This window comes from Cronobacter condimenti 1330 (assembly GCF_001277255.1).
Taxonomy (GTDB): domain Bacteria; phylum Pseudomonadota; class Gammaproteobacteria; order Enterobacterales; family Enterobacteriaceae; genus Cronobacter; species Cronobacter condimenti.
The window spans coordinates 951784-968139 of record NZ_CP012264.1 but is presented as its reverse complement, the minus strand read 5'-3'; the positions used below and the strand labels follow the sequence as shown (position 1 = coordinate 968139).

Sequence of the window (16356 nt, the reverse complement as noted above, 5' to 3'; positions counted from 1 at the left end):
TCCTCCAACAGGTTAAAAATAAAGGGTAGTACAGGGAAGCGAAATGCGCCGGGTACGTGTAGAATAACCGAAACGCGGGACGAGAGATAAATAAGGAAAAGTGCAGTGCTGAAAAAAATCATTTTCTTTTTCGTCGAACCGTACTTACATTACGTCGCCATTTTATTTATTGTGCTCGGCGCCGTTATTTTTGATTTTATTGTTCCCGAGTATGCCGGCCCATTGACCTTTATGTGGCTGATACATGTATTGTATTGGTTTGTGAAATATGTGCCTTCGTATGTGAAATTTAGCAAATAAACCGCACGCAGGTAAACCTCTGCACATACGATGCGCAGAGGTTTACCATTATTCCTCCCGCAGCGTCAGCTTACCATCAGGCGTTTCAATGTACATTTTCTTATCGACACCGTAAAAAACTGTTTCATTGACATTACCATGAATCATTAAAGCAATATCATTATAAATACAACGCTCTTTTTCTTTTATGTCATCAAAGCAATGGTAATCGTCAACCGAGCCATCATTACTGCCAGTTGGCAAACTTGTATAGCCCTCAAAGTTCATTACTATCACATAAAAATTCTCTTTATTTTTGATAAGACCATACTGATCCTGAAAGCGACGTTCATTTTCCTTCCACCAGCTTATTTTGCCTTTGCTGGTCATGGGCAGATTTTCTACATATATAGCACTGCCATCAACCCTAATAACTTTCGCAGGCGCAATTAAACGCCAAACCAACCATGCGAGGCAGAAAATAAACACAGTAAAAAAGACTTTTTTAAGCATTACATTTACCTGTTAATGTCACTTTCGCTTCAAAATTAGTAAAAAATGGCTTAAAGGCAAACCGATTAAAACGTTGTAGCACAAACCAGATCCTGAAAAAGGTGAAGGCACTAAACTGTGTTTTACTGATATCATCAGTATCGAGTCCAAAATGATCCTGTGCCTTAAAACGAACAATCGCAGTATACTTCCCAGCGTCTAAAGTAAGCGACTCAATGCTAATCTCAGTACTATTAACATCATGTATCGAAACCCCTAACCCATTAATACAGGCTTGCCAGCCGGTAAATTTAGGCAAGCGACCCCGTGGGATATACAAGGAGAATGCCTGTGGCGTTAATTCAAACTTTTTATAATCAAAGCTATCCAAAACCTCTTTTATGATATTCAGAATACTATCATCCGTTTTATCGTTCAGTATGATTTTCTTATACGCTTGATTCATCTGCAAATCACTGTAATCAGCGCCATCTTTATAATGCATGTGATCTATTAATTTACTGATAAGCCCCTTGTAGGCTCCTGTAAAAGAAAAAGTGCCAGACTGCGTTTTCATATCAGCAAAGAGCATTTCAATGACTCTTTCTTTAGTATAAGGTGCAAGGTGACGTAAAGCGGGATGATCGTAAGGCGAGCGATAAGTACAATAATCAATAAAGGGTGATACCTGATAAAGTTTGAAACGTCTTTTAAGGGTTTGTTCATCAAGATCGCCGCATTTCATATCATCGGCGTTCCGATCATTAAAAGGTTTTTTGCTGGTAAAATAGTTAATGGTCGCATTAATCCACTCATTGAAACATCTCCTTGTAAATCAACTCAGTGAACAGTCATTATACTAACTTTTAAAGCGCTTCAAATACGCTTTCATTTAAAATCATCATTTACCGCCTTAAAATCATCATGTTTCCTATAGATCGTAGTGATGCGTTTTACTAAACTATATATATTGCATTCACTAAATTCATCAAGCTGATGATAAGTGCGATGTATAGTCGTACTTATCATATTTAAACGTGAGTTACGCGGAAAAAGAGAATTATTGACGATCCCAGTAAAACCCAAAGCGGAGACACTAAATACCGCATAGAGGACGATATTACCTTACAAACCGCAGACGGAAATCTACAACAGACGCGCTAAAGGCAAATGTCGCCTACCGGCGTTGATATACTCCTCTCAACGCCGCTTCCCAAACCGCACCCACGTTTAAGCACGCGACCTTCCCCCCATGCCACAATAAGTTAACCATTTTTTTACTTTGGAGCGCCGATGCACGCCCCTGACTTATCTCTTCCGCCCGTGTTTGACGGCCATAACGATCTACTGCTGCGCCTGTGGCTGCGTGCGGAAGGCGCACCGCTTGATGAGGTGTTCAATGGCCTTGATGGCGGCCATCTGGATTATCCGCGTATGCGCCAGGGTGGCTTTGCGGGTGGGCTTTTTGCGGTGTTTGTGCCGCCGCCGGAGTATGTCGCGCAGATGCGCAATCTGCCGCTGGCGGATGCCGAATCGATGCACGATCCGCTCGCCATTACCGAGGCGCAGATTGGGCTCTTTCACCAGATGGCGCAGGCCTCCGGCGGGAAAATGCGCGTCTGCCATACGGTCGCGGATATCGAACAATGCATGGCGGATGACGTGGTCGCGCTGGTGCTGCATATCGAAGGCGCCCAGGCACTCAACGCGCAGCTGGAGCCGCTGGAGCACTTTATTGCACAGGGCGTACGCAGCATCGGGCCGTTCTGGAACACCCCGAACGTGTTTGGCGAAGGCGTTAGTGGGCCGTTCCCCGGCTCGCCGGATACCGGCGCCGGGCTAACGCCTGCGGGCAAAGCGCTTATCCGCGCGTGTCGCGAGCATCACATTCTGGTGGATGTTTCACATATGAACCAGAAGGCATTTTTCGATACCGCCGCGATTGGTGGCGGGCCGCTCGTGGCGACGCACTCTAATGCCCATGCGCTGTGCGCTCAGCCGCGCAACCTCACCGATGAGCAACTGGCCGCCATCAAAGAGAGCGACGGCCTGGTCGGCGTCAACTTCGGTACCGCCTTTTTGCGCGCGGACGGCAAGCGTAACGGCGATACACCATTGTCTGAAATTGTTACGCACGTTGAGTATCTGATTACTAAACTGGGTGAAGACCGCGTGGCGTTCGGCTCGGATTTCGATGGCATCAGCCTGCCGGATGCGATGGGCGACGTTACCGGTTTGCCGCGTCTGATGCAGGCGCTGGCGACGGCAGGCTTTGACGCCTCGCTGCTTGAAAAACTCGCCTGGCGTAACTGGTTACGCGCGCTCAGGCTCGCCTGGGGGGAGCTGCGATAAATGGTTACCCTTTTAAGTTGCGATCTGGATCACATTTCCGCAACATAGGCGCGCCGGTAATCGGTTTGATCATGGTGGCACAACCACCCGTTATATGAGGAGTAAGACTATGACTATGTGGACTAAACCTGCGTTTGTTGACCTGCGTCTGGGTCTGGAAGTGACGCTGTACATTTCCAACCGTTAATCGCCCGTGCCCGCGTCATGCGGGCACCTTTTCTCTTTTATCCTTTCCGGTTTGACACATGCAGATCAAAGTTCTCGGCTCGGCGGCGGGCGGCGGTTTCCCTCAGTGGAACTGCAACTGCGCCAACTGCCAGGGCGTGCGTAACGGCACGATGAAAACCTCCAGGCGTACCCAGTCCTCCATCGCCGTGAGCGACGACGGTAAAAACTGGGTGCTGTGCAACGTCTCGCCCGATATTTGCCACCAGCTTCTCGCCTCACCCGAATTGCATAATCCTGGGGTGCTGCGCGGCACCGGCATCGGCGCGATTATTCTCACCGACAGCCAGATAGACCACAGCGCGGGATTACTCAATTTACGTGAAGGCTGCCCACACCACGTCTGGTGTACGCCGGAAGTGCATGAGGATCTCAGCACCGGTTTTCCGGTCTTCCCGATGCTTTCCCACTGGAATGGCGGGCTGATTCATCACCCTATCGCGCCGCTGGCGCGCTTTCAGGTCCGGGTCTGTCCGGGGGTGCATTTCACCGCCATTCCGCTGCTAAGCAACGCGCCGCCCTACTCGCCTTACCGCGACCGTCCGCTGCCGGGCCATAACGTGGCGCTGTTTATTGAAGAGGAAGGCGGTAAGCGCCTGCTCTACGCGCCAGGGCTTGGCGAGCCGGATGACGCCATTATGCCGTGGCTTGAGCGCGCCGACGTGCTGCTGATTGACGGCACCCTGTGGCGCGACAATGAGCTTGCTGCCGCAGGCGTCGGCCAGAATACCGGCAAAGCGATGGGCCATCTGGCGCTTTCTGAAGAACAGGGGCTGGCGGCGCTGCTGGCGCGTCTGCCCGCAGAGCGCAAAATTCTTATCCATATTAATAACACCAACCCTATCCTCAACGAGGACTCGGCGGAGCGCCAGTCCCTGCACCAGCAGGGCATTGAGGTGAGCCACGACGGGATGGTTATCGCGCTATAAGAGGCTTTATGACCGAGCAACGACTGCTGACGCCCGACGAGTTCGAAGCGGCGCTGCGCGCTAAAGGCGCGTTTTATCATATTCACCACCCTTATCACATCGCCATGCATAACGGCGAGGCGACCCGCGAGCAGATCCAGGGCTGGGTGGCGAACCGGTTTTACTACCAGACCAGTATTCCCATCAAGGACGCCGCCATTATGGCGAACTGTCCGCACCCGGATGTGCGCCGCCAGTGGGTGCAGCGCATTCTGGATCATGATGGTTTCGACGGCAGCGAAGGCGGTATCGAAGCCTGGCTGCGTCTTGGCGAAGCGGTCGGGCTGTCGCGCGAGTCGCTACTCTCGGAGGAGCGCGTCCTGCCGGGCGTGCGCTTTGCGGTAGATGCGTATGTGAACTTCGCCCGCCGCGCCTGCTGGGAAGAAGCCGCGTGCAGTTCGCTCACCGAACTCTTCGCCCCGCAAATTCATCAGGCGCGTCTCGACAGCTGGCCGCAGCACTACACCTGGATTGAAGCAGAAGGCTATGACTATTTCCGCAGCCGCTTAAGCCAGGCGCGCCGCGACGTGGAACACGGGCTGTCGCTTGCGCTGGAGTACTGCAATACGCTGGAGCGCCAACAGCGGATGCTTGAGATTTTACAGTTTAAGCTCGACATCCTCTGGAGCATGCTGGATGCCATGACGATGGCCTACACGCTGGACAGAGCCCCATATCACACCGTCACCCGCGAGCCGGTGTGGCACAAACGGAGACTGGTCTGATGCAGCCTGAACGTCATCACATTCCGCAATTTCGCCGCGGCTACCGCCTGCAATGGGAAGAAGCGCAGAACACCCATGTGATCCTCTACCCGGAAGGCATGGCGAAACTCAACGAGAGCGCCGCCGCTATCCTGCAACTGGTGGACGGTCAGCAGAGCGCCGGCGCGATGATTGATGCGCTGGAAGCGCGCTTCCCGGAGGCGGGCTCGCTCACCGACGACGTGCTGGGCTTTCTGGGCCTGGCGTACCAACAAAAATGGGTGATTTTCCGTGAGTGACGCGAAACCGGTGAACCCGCCACTGTGGCTGCTGGCGGAACTGACCTACCGCTGCCCGCTGCAATGCCCGTATTGCTCGAACCCGCTCGACTTCGCCGCCCAGGAGAATGAACTCACCACGGCGCAGTGGATAGAGGTGTTTCGCCAGGCGCGCGCCATGGGCGCGGTGCAGCTTGGATTCTCCGGCGGCGAGCCGCTGGTGCGTAAGGATCTGCCGGAGCTTATCGCCGCGGCACGCGGGATGGGGTTTTATACCAATCTCATCACCTCCGGCATTGGACTTACCGAGAAAAAGCTCCAGACCTTCGCCGACGCCGGGCTCGATCACATCCAGATAAGCTTCCAGGCAAGCGACGAGACGCTGAACGCGGCGCTCGCGGGCAATGAGAAAGCGTTTCACCAGAAGCTCGCGATGGCAAAAGCGGTGAAAGCGCTCGGCTACCCGATGGTGCTTAACTTCGTGCTGCACCGCCATAACATCGACCAGATCGACCGAATTATTGCGCTGTCTATTCAGCTTGAGGCGGACGATGTCGAGCTTGCTACCTGCCAGTTCTACGGCTGGGCGCACCTGAACCGCGAAGGGCTGCTGCCAACGCGTGAACAGATTGCTCGCGCCGAGGCGGTAGTGAAGCGCTATCGCGAGAAGATGGCCGACACCGGCAATCTCGCGAACCTGCTGTTTGTGACGCCGGATTATTACGAAGAGCGCCCGAAAGGCTGCATGGGCGGCTGGGGCGCGATTTTCCTCTCCGTCACGCCGGAAGGCACCGCGTTGCCATGCCACAGCGCGCGCCAGCTGCCGGTGAAGTTTCCCTCGGTGCTGGAGCACAGCCTGTCGCATATCTGGTATGAATCCTTCGGCTTTAACTGCTATCGCGGCAACGACTGGATGCCGGAGCCGTGCCGCTCCTGCCCGGAGAAAGAGCAGGATTTCGGCGGCTGCCGCTGCCAGGCGTTTATGCTGACCGGCGATGCGGCCAACGCCGACCCGGTGTGCAGCAAATCGCCGCACCACGGCACCATCCTCGCCGCGCGCGAGGCGGCCAACCGCACGCAGATGGGTATTAGCGATCTGCGTTTTCGCAACCGCGCCAACTCGCAACTCATCTTTAAAACGCCGCAATGATGCGCACTCTCCGGCACGCCAGCGGCGTCACGCTCACGCTTATCCACCAGCCGCAGGCCACCCAGGCGGCGGCGCTGTGGCGCGTGAACGCCGGCAGCCTGCATGAGCCAGACGCCTGGCCGGGGCTTGCGCACCTGCTGGAGCATATGCTCTTTCGCGAAAGCCAGGGCTACCCGGAGGACGAACGTCTGATGCGCTGGGTGCCCGCGCACGGCGGGCGGCTGAATGCCTCCACCCGCCTGTGCCAGACCGCGTTTTTCTTCGAAGCGCCTGCGCAGGCGCTTAAGCCCGGGCTTTCGCGTCTCACCGATATGCTGGTCACCCCGCGCCTGTCGCCCGGGGCGCTGATGCAGGAGACAGCGGTGATTGACGCCGAGTACCGGCTGCTGGCGCAGGATGCCGCCACCCGGCGCGAGGCGGCGTTGCTGGCCTTAACGGCGGGCGATGCGCGGCTGACGCGCCTGCGCATCGGTCATCAGGCGGCGTTCGGCGACGATGCCCCGCGGCTGCGTGCGGCGTTAAGCGCATTTCATGAGCAGCACTATCACGCCGCGAATCTGCACCTCTTTCTCTGCGGCCCGCAGCCGCTGAATGAGCTCGAAACGCTGGCCCGCGAGGCTGCCGCGCGTATCCCGCCTGGCGTGGCCGCGCCGCTGGCCATTAACGCCCGCACGGGCGGCTCGGGCGCGCTCGCCCAGCCAGGGTTTGCGCAGCTGGAACTGAGCTTTTTACTGCCGGCTGACGTGCGCCCTGCTCTGCGTCTGCTGGCGCATGCCCTTCACAGCGAAGCGCCCGGCGGGCTGATGGCGGCGCTGCGCGAGCAGGCGCTCGCCGATGACGCCACGCTTGAGGCCGACGCGCTGGACGACGCCACGCTCTGGCTGCGTCTCGCCTTCACGCTCGCGGACGAGACGATAAACCCGGCCCGCGTGGACGCGCTGTTTCACCGCTGGCTGGCCGCCCTCGCCGCGCTGCCGGAGGGCGCGCTGTCGCCGCTGCGACGGCTCGCCGATGAGGATTTCGCCGCGCTGGGGCCGATGGACACTCTGCGCGCCCACGCGTTCGGCCTGCCGCCGGTGGAGGCAAAGGCGCTGCCTGCGCTGCTGGCAGCACTCCGGGCGCAGCGCCCGACGCGGCTATGGCTGGCTCCGGACGTCAACGGCGCGCCGGTCAAGACACAGGGGCTGAGGTTGATGCTCGGGGCGTTTCCGGCCACGCACGACGCCCTGCCTGTAAACACTGAATTTTCCCCCGCGCCGGTCTTCCCACCCGCACTCGCCGTGGCGCTGCCGGGCGACTGCGCGCCGCTCGCGTGGCAGCCCGGCGCTGAAACGGTTGCACTGACGCTTACGCCCGCGCCGGGCACCGTCGTCAGCGAGCGTCGCGGCATGGAGCTCCTCTCGCGCCTGCGCCCGCTGTGCGACCGGGCGCGCCTCGACGGCGGCGCGCTGCAGGTGGGGCTGGCGGACGGGCGCTGGCGCATCGCGCTTTCCGGCAGCGAGCCGCTGGTTATCACTATCCTTACGGAGATGATGACGTACCTGTGGGAGCCGGATGAGCGCTACACCGCCGAAGCTGAACGGCTGGCGCAGCGCGCGCAGGCGCAGGAGAGCCAGGCCATCGCGGTGCGCCGCCTGCTGGCGCAGCTGCCCCGCGAACTGCGGATGGCCACGCACGTTCCGGGTACGCAGGCGTGGCAGGCGACGCTTGAGGGCGGCGGCCCGCTCCTGCACGACGCCCTCGCGCGCCGCTTAAGCGATTTCCCCTTCCCGCTCGTCACCCCGGCGCCGCCGCGCCCGCTGCCCACGCCGCGCCGCTTTACGCTGCCCGCCGCCGGGCCCGACAGCGCCCTGCTGCTGTTTGTGCCGCTGCCATCTTCGCAGCGCACGGCCGCCGCCGCGCTCCACGCGCCGTTTTTTCAGCATATGCGCGTGGACCAGAACATCGGTTACGTGGCGCAGTGCCAGTGGCACGCCTGCGCGGGCTACGAAGGGCTGCTGGCGCTGTTACAGTCGCCGCACCTTACGCCCGATGCGCTGTTACGTGAGACCGCCGCGTTTTTTGAACGCCAGGGTGAAGCCTGGCGCGATGTGATGTCGCAGGCCTGGGTGGGAAGTGTGTCGGGGGAAGGTGCGGAGCGATAACTTAGCATAATTCTGAATAATATATTCCCCCCCCAAAAAAACACTTCACCGATGAGAATAAGTTAAACCTGTTTAATTATTCTTTGATAATTGATCTTTGTCATGAACTTACTTAATAAAATAGCCAAAATAGAATCAGAAAGATTGTGATTGAAATTAATATAATGAAAATATTATATAGAATGACAAATTCATTCTCATTGTAAATATCATTATAAAATATAATCAGCATATTTTTAAGTTATATAATTCACACAGGGAATAACAGTGAGCCATCATCATAAACCACGTATTTTTAGATTAACTGATTCTGTCGGCGCATGTGGTACAAATAACCGCGAGGATGTTGCAAAGATTCAAAAAAGCATTATTGAGGCGGGTTACAGTCGGAACACTGGCCGTAATATAAAGAGTGATGGTAAATGCTCTGCTGACACTATAGAGGCTATTCGATGGTATCAGCGGCTTTTGAATATTTCTGTTACCGGCCTGGTTAATCCCACTGATATTTGGTTCCTTGAAGCTATGGAGAATGCTTCTTCTTTGAGACGAAACCATACAAGCAACGGGATATTGTCAGTAAGAGAAGGACAACTTACGTTTGATTATGAAGGCGTAGATTATATTACTGCCGTTGATCCTTTCCGACAGCCAACTCGTATGCCTTGCTTTTCTCGTATATTACATCATCCAGCCATTAGCTCAGGTGTAACGATAGGCCGAGGCTATGATATGAAAAAGAGAAGCGCAGGAGAAATATTATTTACGTTAAGTCAGGCTGGGATTGAAGAATACAAATCGCAGATTTGTGCTAAAGCCTCCTTTTTATCTGGTAAAAAAGCCTCTTCTTTTATTGAGCTTTACGGACCATTGGTCGGTGAGATAACACATCAACAACAAATACGGCTTTTTGAATTATCTTATAAGGAGAAAAAGGACTATGCAAAAAATATTTATGAACGTAGCGCTGCTGATATAAAAAATGCTCTTCGCTGGGAACAGATAGAGTTAAGGATTCGCGACGTATTTGTAGACACAATTTACCAGGGGAATAACACCGCGAAAGAAATGGCAATAATTATAGCTAAAGATCAAAGCAGAAATGGTATTATAGACTATCTTCGCAATGACATTTATCAGAAAAAAGACTCTCAAAGACTGGCCCTAAGGTTGAGGTATCTTCAGTGAAAAGATTCTTATTTTTAATCAGCTTATGCTCGCTATGTATAACAGCCGCTGCGACCCCTCTTCACCACCCGGCCGTTGAGCGCTGCATAAAACAGTATGGTGAAAACAGTGATGAATGCCTGGGTACGCTAAACGATCGTTCTCAGCAAGCATTAAAGAAAGCTTTTGAAGCAAAACTCAGCGAGATTAACGCATTCGATTTTACCCGATGGTGGAGAGGCTCACAGGCGCAAAAAGACCAGATGATTGCCACGCTTAAGAAAAATCAGGCGGCATGGCTGTCGTACCGGGACGACTATTGCGGACTGGTGACAACTGCCGATCAAGGAACCCATGCTTTCAGCGAGAATATGCTGAGTTGCATCATAAATATGAATAGCGAACGGGAAAAAGCGTTATCGGCCATTCAGCCAGCCCCGGCAGAATAAAGGGGGCTTTGTTGATTGGGTAAATTTAAAAAGGAAGCGTGTTTAAGAAACGAATATGACAAATCGCCTCTTTATGGCCTTACTCTGGCCGCTGGTTTCACTGGCAGCCGCGAACGATGTACCGGCCCCCGTTACGGCCGCCGTACAGTTTAATCAGTGGTACATCGAGCAGGTTGCACGCGGCAAAGCGCCTCTGACCGATTACGCCGGGCTAAGCCGCTATGTCACCGCCGGCACCCTTCAAAAACTTAAAGCGCAGGCAGCCTTAGATCCGAATGACTATGACGTCCCGGACGTAGATATGTTTATTAAGGCGCAGGGCGTGGGCGATGACTGGCAGCAGATCACCGCCGTCGCCAGCGATGCGGATGCGGCATGCAATAATGTCTATATCGCGTTTGGCAAAAAACAGGATCACATCGTGATTGATTGCATGGTTGAAGAAGGGAATGTCTGGAAAGTGCATTCGGTGGCGAGTGTGGCATTCTCCCGTAATCTCCCTCACCCTTAGCCGTTTTAAAACCGCCTCCGCAGAGGCGGTTTCCCGCCTTATTTTTTAAGATCCACCTGATAAAAAATATGTTTGCCGAACGGATCGACTTCATAGCCGGTGACGTTTTTGCGTACCGGCTCGAAAATCGTCGAGTGGGCTATCATCACTGCGGGCATTTGATCGTGCATCATCTGCTGCGCCTGACGGTAGAGCGTTTCGCGCGTCGGGCGATCGCTGGTGGCTTTCGCCTCGCTGATGAGCTTATCGAACGGCGCGTAGCACCACTTCGCGGAGTTCGAGCCGCCGTTGGCGGACTGGCAGGTAAAGAGCGGGCCGAAGAAGTTATCCGGGTCGCCGGTGGCGGTCGTCCAGCCCATCAGCGCCGCCTGATGTTCGCCGCCTTTCACGCGTTTTAAATATTCGCCCCATTCATACGTGACGACATGCGCTTTGACGCCGATTTTGGCCCAGTCGGCCTGGATCATCTCCGCCATGCGTTTGGCGTTCGGATTGTAGGGCCGCTGCACCGGCATTGCCCAGAGATCGATACTAAAGCCCTCCGGCATACCGGCTTCTTTCAGCAGCGCTTTGGCCTGTTCCGGCGCATAGTCATAATCTTTTAAACCCTGATCCGCGCTCCAGACGCCCGGCGGCAGCAGGTTTTTCGCCGCTGTCCCGGTGCCCTGGAAAACAGCATTGATGATGGCAGGCTTGTTGATGGCCATTGCCAGCGCCTGGCGCACTTTGACGTTATCGAGCGGCGGTTTCTGGGTGTTGAACGCGAGGAACCCTGTATTCAGCCCCGATTTGCTCATCAGGGTAAGATCCGGGTTTTGCTTCATGCGCGGCAGATCCGCCGGATTCGGGAAGGGCATCACCTGACACTCATTTTTCTCAAGCTTGGCGTAGCGCACTGAAGCATCGGGCGTGATGCTGAACACCAGCCGGTCGAGCTTCGCTTTGCCCTGCCAGTACTGATCAAACGCGGTGAACAGAATGCGTGAGTCTTTCTGGTACTGCGCGAGCTTAAACGGCCCGGTGCCGATTGGGTCCATGTCCACGCGCTCTGGCGTGCCGGCTTTCAGCATCGCGTCGGCATATTCCGCTGACAAAATAGACGCGAAATACCAGCCAAGATCGGCCACGAACGGCGCCTCGGGGTGGGCGAGCGTAAAGCGCACGGTGTGGTCATCCACTTTATCGATAGCCGTAATGAGCTTGCCAAATTCCAGGCTTTCAAAGTTGGAGTAGTTACCGTTCGAGACATTGTGATAAGGGTGTTTCGGGTCCTTCTGGCGCATAAACGAGAAGATGACGTCGTCCGCGTTGAAATCGCGCGTTGGCTTGAAATATTTGTTGCTCTGAAATTTCACGCCCTTGCGCAGATGAAAGGTGTACGTTTTGCCATCGTCGCTCACCTCCCAGCGTTCGGCGAGGCTCGGCACGAGTTCGGTGGTGCCGGTTTTAAAATCGACGAGCCGGTTATAGACCGGCACAGCGCTGGCATCCACGCTGGTGCCAGAGGTGTAAAGCTGCGGGTTAAAGTTTTCCGGCGAGCCTTCAGAGCAATAGACCAGCGTACTCGCGCCCGCGGCGGCACTGGTCGTCAGGGCGGCGAGCGCCAGCGCATGAATCGTGTGCTTGCTAATCATCGTAATTCCTTTATGTTTTTTATTTCGTGCCAAAGGATTCTGATTCTTCGTCACTTCATCAATAACATTAAAAGCACAACGCAAACACCTGATAACACAAATAAAGAAGGATCCACCATGCCATCAACGCTCGGTAGTCAATTAACCCGTCGCTTTTTTCGCTACCTGGCAATCACCAGCCAGAGTGATGCGTCCGCCACTACCCTGCCCAGCACGCCAGGCCAGCATGAGATGGCCCGCGCCCTCGCCGAAGAGCTGCAAACCCTGGGCCTTGAACAGATTGTTATTGATGAGCACGCGACCGTTACCGCGGTGAAAAAGGGCACGGTGCCGGGCGCGCCGCGCATCGGTTTTATCACGCATACCGACACCGTGGACGTCGGGCTGTCGCCGGAGATTCATCCACAAATCCTCACGTTTACCGGTGAAGATCTCTGTCTGAACGCGAAAGAAGATATCTGGCTGCGGGTGAACGAGCGTCCGGAAATAAAAGCCTACCTGAACGAAGAGATTATTTTCAGCGACGGTACCAGTGTGCTCGGCGCGGATAATAAAGCGGCGGTGACGGTAGTGATGACGCTGCTGGAGAACCTGACGCCGCAGATGCGTCACGGCGATATCGTGGTGGCGTTTGTGCCGGATGAAGAGATTGGCCTGCGCGGCGCGAAGGCGCTGGATCTTGCACGCTTTGACGTGGATTTCGCCTATACCATCGACTGCTGCGAGCTGGGCGAAGTGGTGTATGAGAACTTTAACGCGGCGCAGGCGGAGATCCGCTTTACCGGCGTGACGGCGCATCCGATGGCCTCGAAAGGCGTGCTGGTGAACCCGCTGCTGATGGCGACCGATTTTATCAGCCACTTCGACCGCCAGGAGACGCCGGAGCACACCGCCGGGCGTGAGGGTTATGTGTGGTTTAACGGCATGCAGGCAAGCCAGAACAGCGCGACGCTGAACGCGAGCATCCGTGATTTCGACCTTCAGGCTTTTGAGCGTCGCAAACAGCAGCTGCATGACGTGGCGCGCAATATTGCCGCCGCGCACCCGACCGCGAAAGTGGACATCACCATCAGCGACGTTTACAGCAATATCAGCAACGCGATTGGCGATGACCGCCGCCCGATTGACCTGATTTATCAGGCGCTGGAGGCGCTCGATATACAACCGAAAACCATCCCGATGCGCGGCGGCACCGACGGCGCGGCGCTTTCCGCGAAGGGATTATTAACGCCGAACTTCTTTACCGGCGCGCATAACTTCCATTCACGGTTTGAGTTCCTGCCGGTGAAATCGTTTGAGGCGTCGTATAACGTGGCGCTGAAGATCTGTTTGCTGGCGGCGGGGTAACTTCTGGACTTAAGATGACGCAGGCTTGACCCGGTTCACGCCGCGATTGCCTGCTTCATACCCCAAAAACGTGCCGTTTAATGCATCAATATAAAAACGCACCGGCATCGAAAAGACAAAATCCATCCACGAGCCGGTTTCTGCCATACCGTCGTCAAGCGTCGAAACGATAAAACAGGGCGTTTCATCAAACGGGCCTTTCGTTACCGTCAGGTTTTTCTCATTCCAGCTTAAGCGATACTGTTTCGCACAGGCTTTTGCGATGCGCAGGGCTTCGTATTGCGTGATCACTGTTGCAGGCCATCCAAAACTTATCGGGTTACTGACCCCGTTATACGATGCCAGGTTGCTGTGGCTTAGCCGTCATGGTGTTTCACCATGTCATACAGAGCCTGCATGTCCGATTATTGCTGAATGACAGCCAACCCTTGCCCCGTTTCAAATGTTGATTCGTACTGGCGCGCTTCTTTCGCGTTAATAATGGTCGCAATCAGCACCGTGTAAGATTTTCCTGCGACAAAGTGAAACCCTTTAACGGGTAAACACTCTTCGGCGGAAACCCAAACCGGGTTAGCAACATCAAAATGAATAATCGTGCTGGAGGGCTTAGCGCTTTCCATGATCTCCATCCAGTCGAGCCTTTCGCCCTGTTGTGCCGGTACGCGGATGCAGATATTGCCACTGACCGCGGTCACGCTGGCCGTAAGCCTCGGCGGTAACGTGACACAGCCTGCCAGCATAAAGAATAATACTGATGTACATAGGCTTAAACGAATCATGAGCGCTTTCTTCCGTAAATGATTTTTTCGTACAAGCCGATAAGATCTTGTGGTCTGTCAAGCCCACGATATTTGCAAAACCGACCGGGAATTTCCTGTCGCTGAAAATTCCATTCCCCAAATCCTTTAACAATCAGTAGCCAGTAGTCAGCGATAATGGAAGCTTGTTGTTCAAGACTATACTCGACCAATGTGTTTCTATCCAACCGGTAATGATAATCAACGGCCCAGCTAAATAACCCTCGCATTCTGACCCACATACCATGTTCACGCTGTCACACATGTGCCAATTCATGGATAAATGTGTGCTTCAGTAGCGTATCGACCTGAGGAACAGAATAATCCGCCCGGTAAAATGGCTCTCTGAACCAAATCTCGCCATTCGGCGCCATTGCCGTAAATTTATTTTGCAAACCGAAAGGGAGATAGCTGTCATAATGTATCCAGACCCTGGACCAGGTAATAGCATAACCATAGACCCTTTTGGCCATTGCAATCTCACCCGCTGTTATGAGACGTAACTTCCCTTCCTGAGCACCTTGATTTTCCTTTTTCATAGCAAATACCTTTTATAACGTACTGCTGTAACATCCCGCTTACAGCATTCCTTTTATCATCATGAAGTTCTGAACTTATAATAAATGCCTTTTCTTTTAAATTTATTGAAAAAATAACATTTCAGAATTTGCTTCAGACGAACACGTAACAAGAACTGTTATTAGTAAAAAGGGCGTTACCAGTAGTCATTATCACAACATTTTGTCATATAAAATTACGCATTGCTTTTAATACTGCTTGTGGGGAAACTATCGTAGAGAAGAAAGAGCGTGACTCATCGTTTCATTTGTAGCTGAAAAGTGGTTCGCTCACATTAAAGGAAAAATGCTAAAAGTAAGGGATTACTGCAATGAAAAAAATAGCCTTTATCATTTCTTTGCTGCTGGTCAGCCACGGTTCGCTGGCGGCAGATGAAAAAGACATTACCGCTGATAACGTCGTCGACCAGTGTCTGGATAAGTATTACGAATTCAGCAGCGAATGTCTGGAAGATCTCAATGATCAAACCGAAGCCGAACTAAAAAAGGCGTATGAGACAAAGCTCAAATCGCTGGAACGTGTTGATTACACCAAATGGTGGATGGGCGATGAAGACCGTAAAAAACGGATGATGGAGGCCTTTCGCAAAAGCCAGCGTGACTGGTTGACCTACCGGGATAGTTACTGCGAGGTAGCGACCATCGGCGAGCAGGAAACGCATTTTATTGGTGCGGCGTGGACAGGCTGTACCATCAATATGAATAAACGGCGCATCAAAGAGATACAGTTGACAGTGGTTGAGACGACACGGTGAAGGATTATACCTGAACGCGCCCCCAACGGAGCCTGATAAAAAGATGAAGTTAATAACGGCACTTCTCATCGTGGTGCCTTTTATTCCCGCTACCGCACAGGCCGTTTCTTTTCAGTTTGGTAAAGAATTAGCTCCCTGCTTTTCTCTACCGGAATATGCAGAAGACGGAAAAAACCAGTCAGAATGCAAAGCGCAGGCGAGAGAGCGTTCGGATGAGGCGCTCAATAAAGGCATTGAACGGCTCTATAAAGTGATTGATAAAAATTATGACAATCCCTTCAAATTAAACGATTTTGGGGGCGTGACAATGAGCGCTGTCTTCCATGAAAGGTTTGCGCGCTCACAGGCGCTCTGGCTGCAATCCAGAGAGGCATTCTGCGCGGCGCGCGCTTCTCTTGTGGGGGAATGGGCACCCACGCAGTACGACCTTGAGACTCAGTGCGTTATCGACATGAATCATGCACGGCTGCATGAGATTGAAAGTATGTACGGACTAAATCCCTGATAATTATGCCCTCTACAGACT

The 16356-nt window shown here is 53.8% G+C and carries 19 protein-coding genes; 13 read left to right on the top strand and 6 right to left on the bottom strand.

What is annotated here, in order from left to right; genetic code table 11:
* Positions 1-348 precede the first annotated feature (348 nt).
* Both AFK62_RS04450 and AFK62_RS04445 read right to left on the bottom strand, forming a co-directional pair.
* A complete protein-coding gene (locus tag AFK62_RS04450) occupies positions 349-792 on the bottom strand; it encodes a DUF943 family protein (protein WP_071884284.1) in 444 nt (147 codons plus the stop codon).
* Positions 785-1516, bottom strand: a complete 732-nt coding sequence (locus AFK62_RS04445) for a DUF3289 family protein (protein WP_235509466.1) — start codon at positions 1514-1516, stop codon at positions 785-787. Before AFK62_RS04445 ends, AFK62_RS04450 begins: the two co-directional genes overlap by 8 nt.
* 548 nt (positions 1517-2064) lie before the next feature.
* Between AFK62_RS04445 and AFK62_RS04440 the strand changes: the two genes are divergently transcribed.
* The 10 genes from AFK62_RS04440 to AFK62_RS04400 all read left to right on the top strand — a co-directional run bounded on the left by AFK62_RS04440 (position 2065) and on the right by AFK62_RS04400 (position 10719).
* On the top strand, positions 2065-3123 hold the full coding sequence (locus AFK62_RS04440; RefSeq protein WP_032984866.1) for a dipeptidase: 1059 nt from the start codon (positions 2065-2067) through the stop codon (positions 3121-3123).
* Between the two features lie 115 nt (positions 3124-3238).
* On the top strand, positions 3239-3310 hold the full coding sequence (gene pqqA / locus AFK62_RS20850) for a pyrroloquinoline quinone precursor peptide PqqA (protein WP_072016902.1): 72 nt from the start codon (positions 3239-3241) through the stop codon (positions 3308-3310).
* Between the two features lie 58 nt (positions 3311-3368).
* Positions 3369-4277 (top strand): pyrroloquinoline quinone biosynthesis protein PqqB, encoded by a 909-nt coding sequence (gene pqqB, locus AFK62_RS04435; RefSeq protein ID WP_007680224.1) that lies wholly within the window; start codon positions 3369-3371, stop codon positions 4275-4277.
* A gap of 8 nt (positions 4278-4285) precedes the next feature.
* Positions 4286-5041 carry a pyrroloquinoline-quinone synthase PqqC gene (pqqC, locus tag AFK62_RS04430; protein ID WP_007680226.1) on the top strand — a complete coding sequence of 252 codons (756 nt, stop codon included), beginning with the start codon at positions 4286-4288 and terminating at the stop codon, positions 5039-5041.
* Complete coding sequence (gene pqqD, locus AFK62_RS04425) at positions 5041-5319, top strand: pyrroloquinoline quinone biosynthesis peptide chaperone PqqD (protein WP_007680228.1); 279 nt, start codon at positions 5041-5043, stop codon at positions 5317-5319. Before pqqC ends, pqqD begins: the two co-directional genes overlap by 1 nt.
* Positions 5312-6448: a pyrroloquinoline quinone biosynthesis protein PqqE gene (pqqE, locus tag AFK62_RS04420; protein WP_007680231.1), complete on the top strand. Its 1137-nt coding sequence runs from the start codon at positions 5312-5314 to the stop codon at positions 6446-6448. The genes pqqD and pqqE overlap by 8 nt, the downstream gene beginning before the upstream one ends.
* Positions 6445-8592, top strand: a complete 2148-nt coding sequence (pqqF, locus tag AFK62_RS04415) for a pyrroloquinoline quinone biosynthesis protein PqqF (RefSeq protein WP_053531735.1) — start codon at positions 6445-6447, stop codon at positions 8590-8592. The genes pqqE and pqqF overlap by 4 nt, the downstream gene beginning before the upstream one ends.
* 261 nt (positions 8593-8853) lie before the next feature.
* Positions 8854-9780, top strand: a complete 927-nt coding sequence (locus AFK62_RS04410; protein ID WP_129232738.1) for a peptidoglycan-binding protein — start codon at positions 8854-8856, stop codon at positions 9778-9780.
* A complete protein-coding gene (locus tag AFK62_RS20845) occupies positions 9777-10208 on the top strand; it encodes a lysozyme inhibitor LprI family protein (RefSeq protein ID WP_032984244.1) in 432 nt (143 codons plus the stop codon). The genes AFK62_RS04410 and AFK62_RS20845 overlap by 4 nt, the downstream gene beginning before the upstream one ends.
* Positions 10209-10263: 55 nt before the next feature.
* Positions 10264-10719: a DUF3828 domain-containing protein gene (locus AFK62_RS04400; protein WP_007669870.1), complete on the top strand. Its 456-nt coding sequence runs from the start codon at positions 10264-10266 to the stop codon at positions 10717-10719.
* A gap of 38 nt (positions 10720-10757) precedes the next feature.
* Here the strand turns inward: AFK62_RS04400 and AFK62_RS04395 are convergent, their stop codons facing one another.
* The gene (locus AFK62_RS04395) at positions 10758-12353 is read right to left on the bottom strand and encodes an ABC transporter substrate-binding protein (protein WP_053531734.1); all 1596 of its coding nucleotides are present in this window, start codon (positions 12351-12353) and stop codon (positions 10758-10760) included.
* Positions 12354-12470: 117 nt separating this feature from the next.
* On the opposite strand from AFK62_RS04395, the gene pepT reads away from it, so the two are divergent.
* Positions 12471-13700 (top strand): peptidase T, encoded by a 1230-nt coding sequence (gene pepT / locus AFK62_RS04390; protein ID WP_032984249.1) that lies wholly within the window; start codon positions 12471-12473, stop codon positions 13698-13700.
* Between the two features lie 9 nt (positions 13701-13709).
* On the opposite strand, the gene AFK62_RS04385 is transcribed toward pepT, so the two are convergent.
* From AFK62_RS04385 to AFK62_RS22765, 3 genes are all read right to left on the bottom strand, one after another.
* The gene (locus tag AFK62_RS04385) at positions 13710-13991 is read right to left on the bottom strand and encodes a hypothetical protein (protein ID WP_007669876.1); all 282 of its coding nucleotides are present in this window, start codon (positions 13989-13991) and stop codon (positions 13710-13712) included.
* A 113-nt stretch (positions 13992-14104) separates the two neighbouring features.
* Entirely contained in the window at positions 14105-14479 is a 375-nt protein-coding gene (locus AFK62_RS22770; protein WP_007669878.1) for a putative T6SS immunity periplasmic lipoprotein, read from the bottom strand.
* Between the two features lie 275 nt (positions 14480-14754).
* Positions 14755-15036 carry a hypothetical protein gene (locus AFK62_RS22765; RefSeq protein WP_032984245.1) on the bottom strand — a complete coding sequence of 94 codons (282 nt, stop codon included), beginning with the start codon at positions 15034-15036 and terminating at the stop codon, positions 14755-14757.
* A 350-nt stretch (positions 15037-15386) separates the two neighbouring features.
* Between AFK62_RS22765 and AFK62_RS04365 the strand changes: the two genes are divergently transcribed.
* Complete coding sequence (locus AFK62_RS04365; RefSeq protein WP_007669884.1) at positions 15387-15830, top strand: lysozyme inhibitor LprI family protein; 444 nt, start codon at positions 15387-15389, stop codon at positions 15828-15830.
* Positions 15831-15873: 43 nt separating this feature from the next.
* The gene (locus AFK62_RS04360) at positions 15874-16335 is read left to right on the top strand and encodes a lysozyme inhibitor LprI family protein (RefSeq protein WP_007669887.1); all 462 of its coding nucleotides are present in this window, start codon (positions 15874-15876) and stop codon (positions 16333-16335) included.
* The last annotated feature ends 21 nt before the right edge of the window (positions 16336-16356 follow it).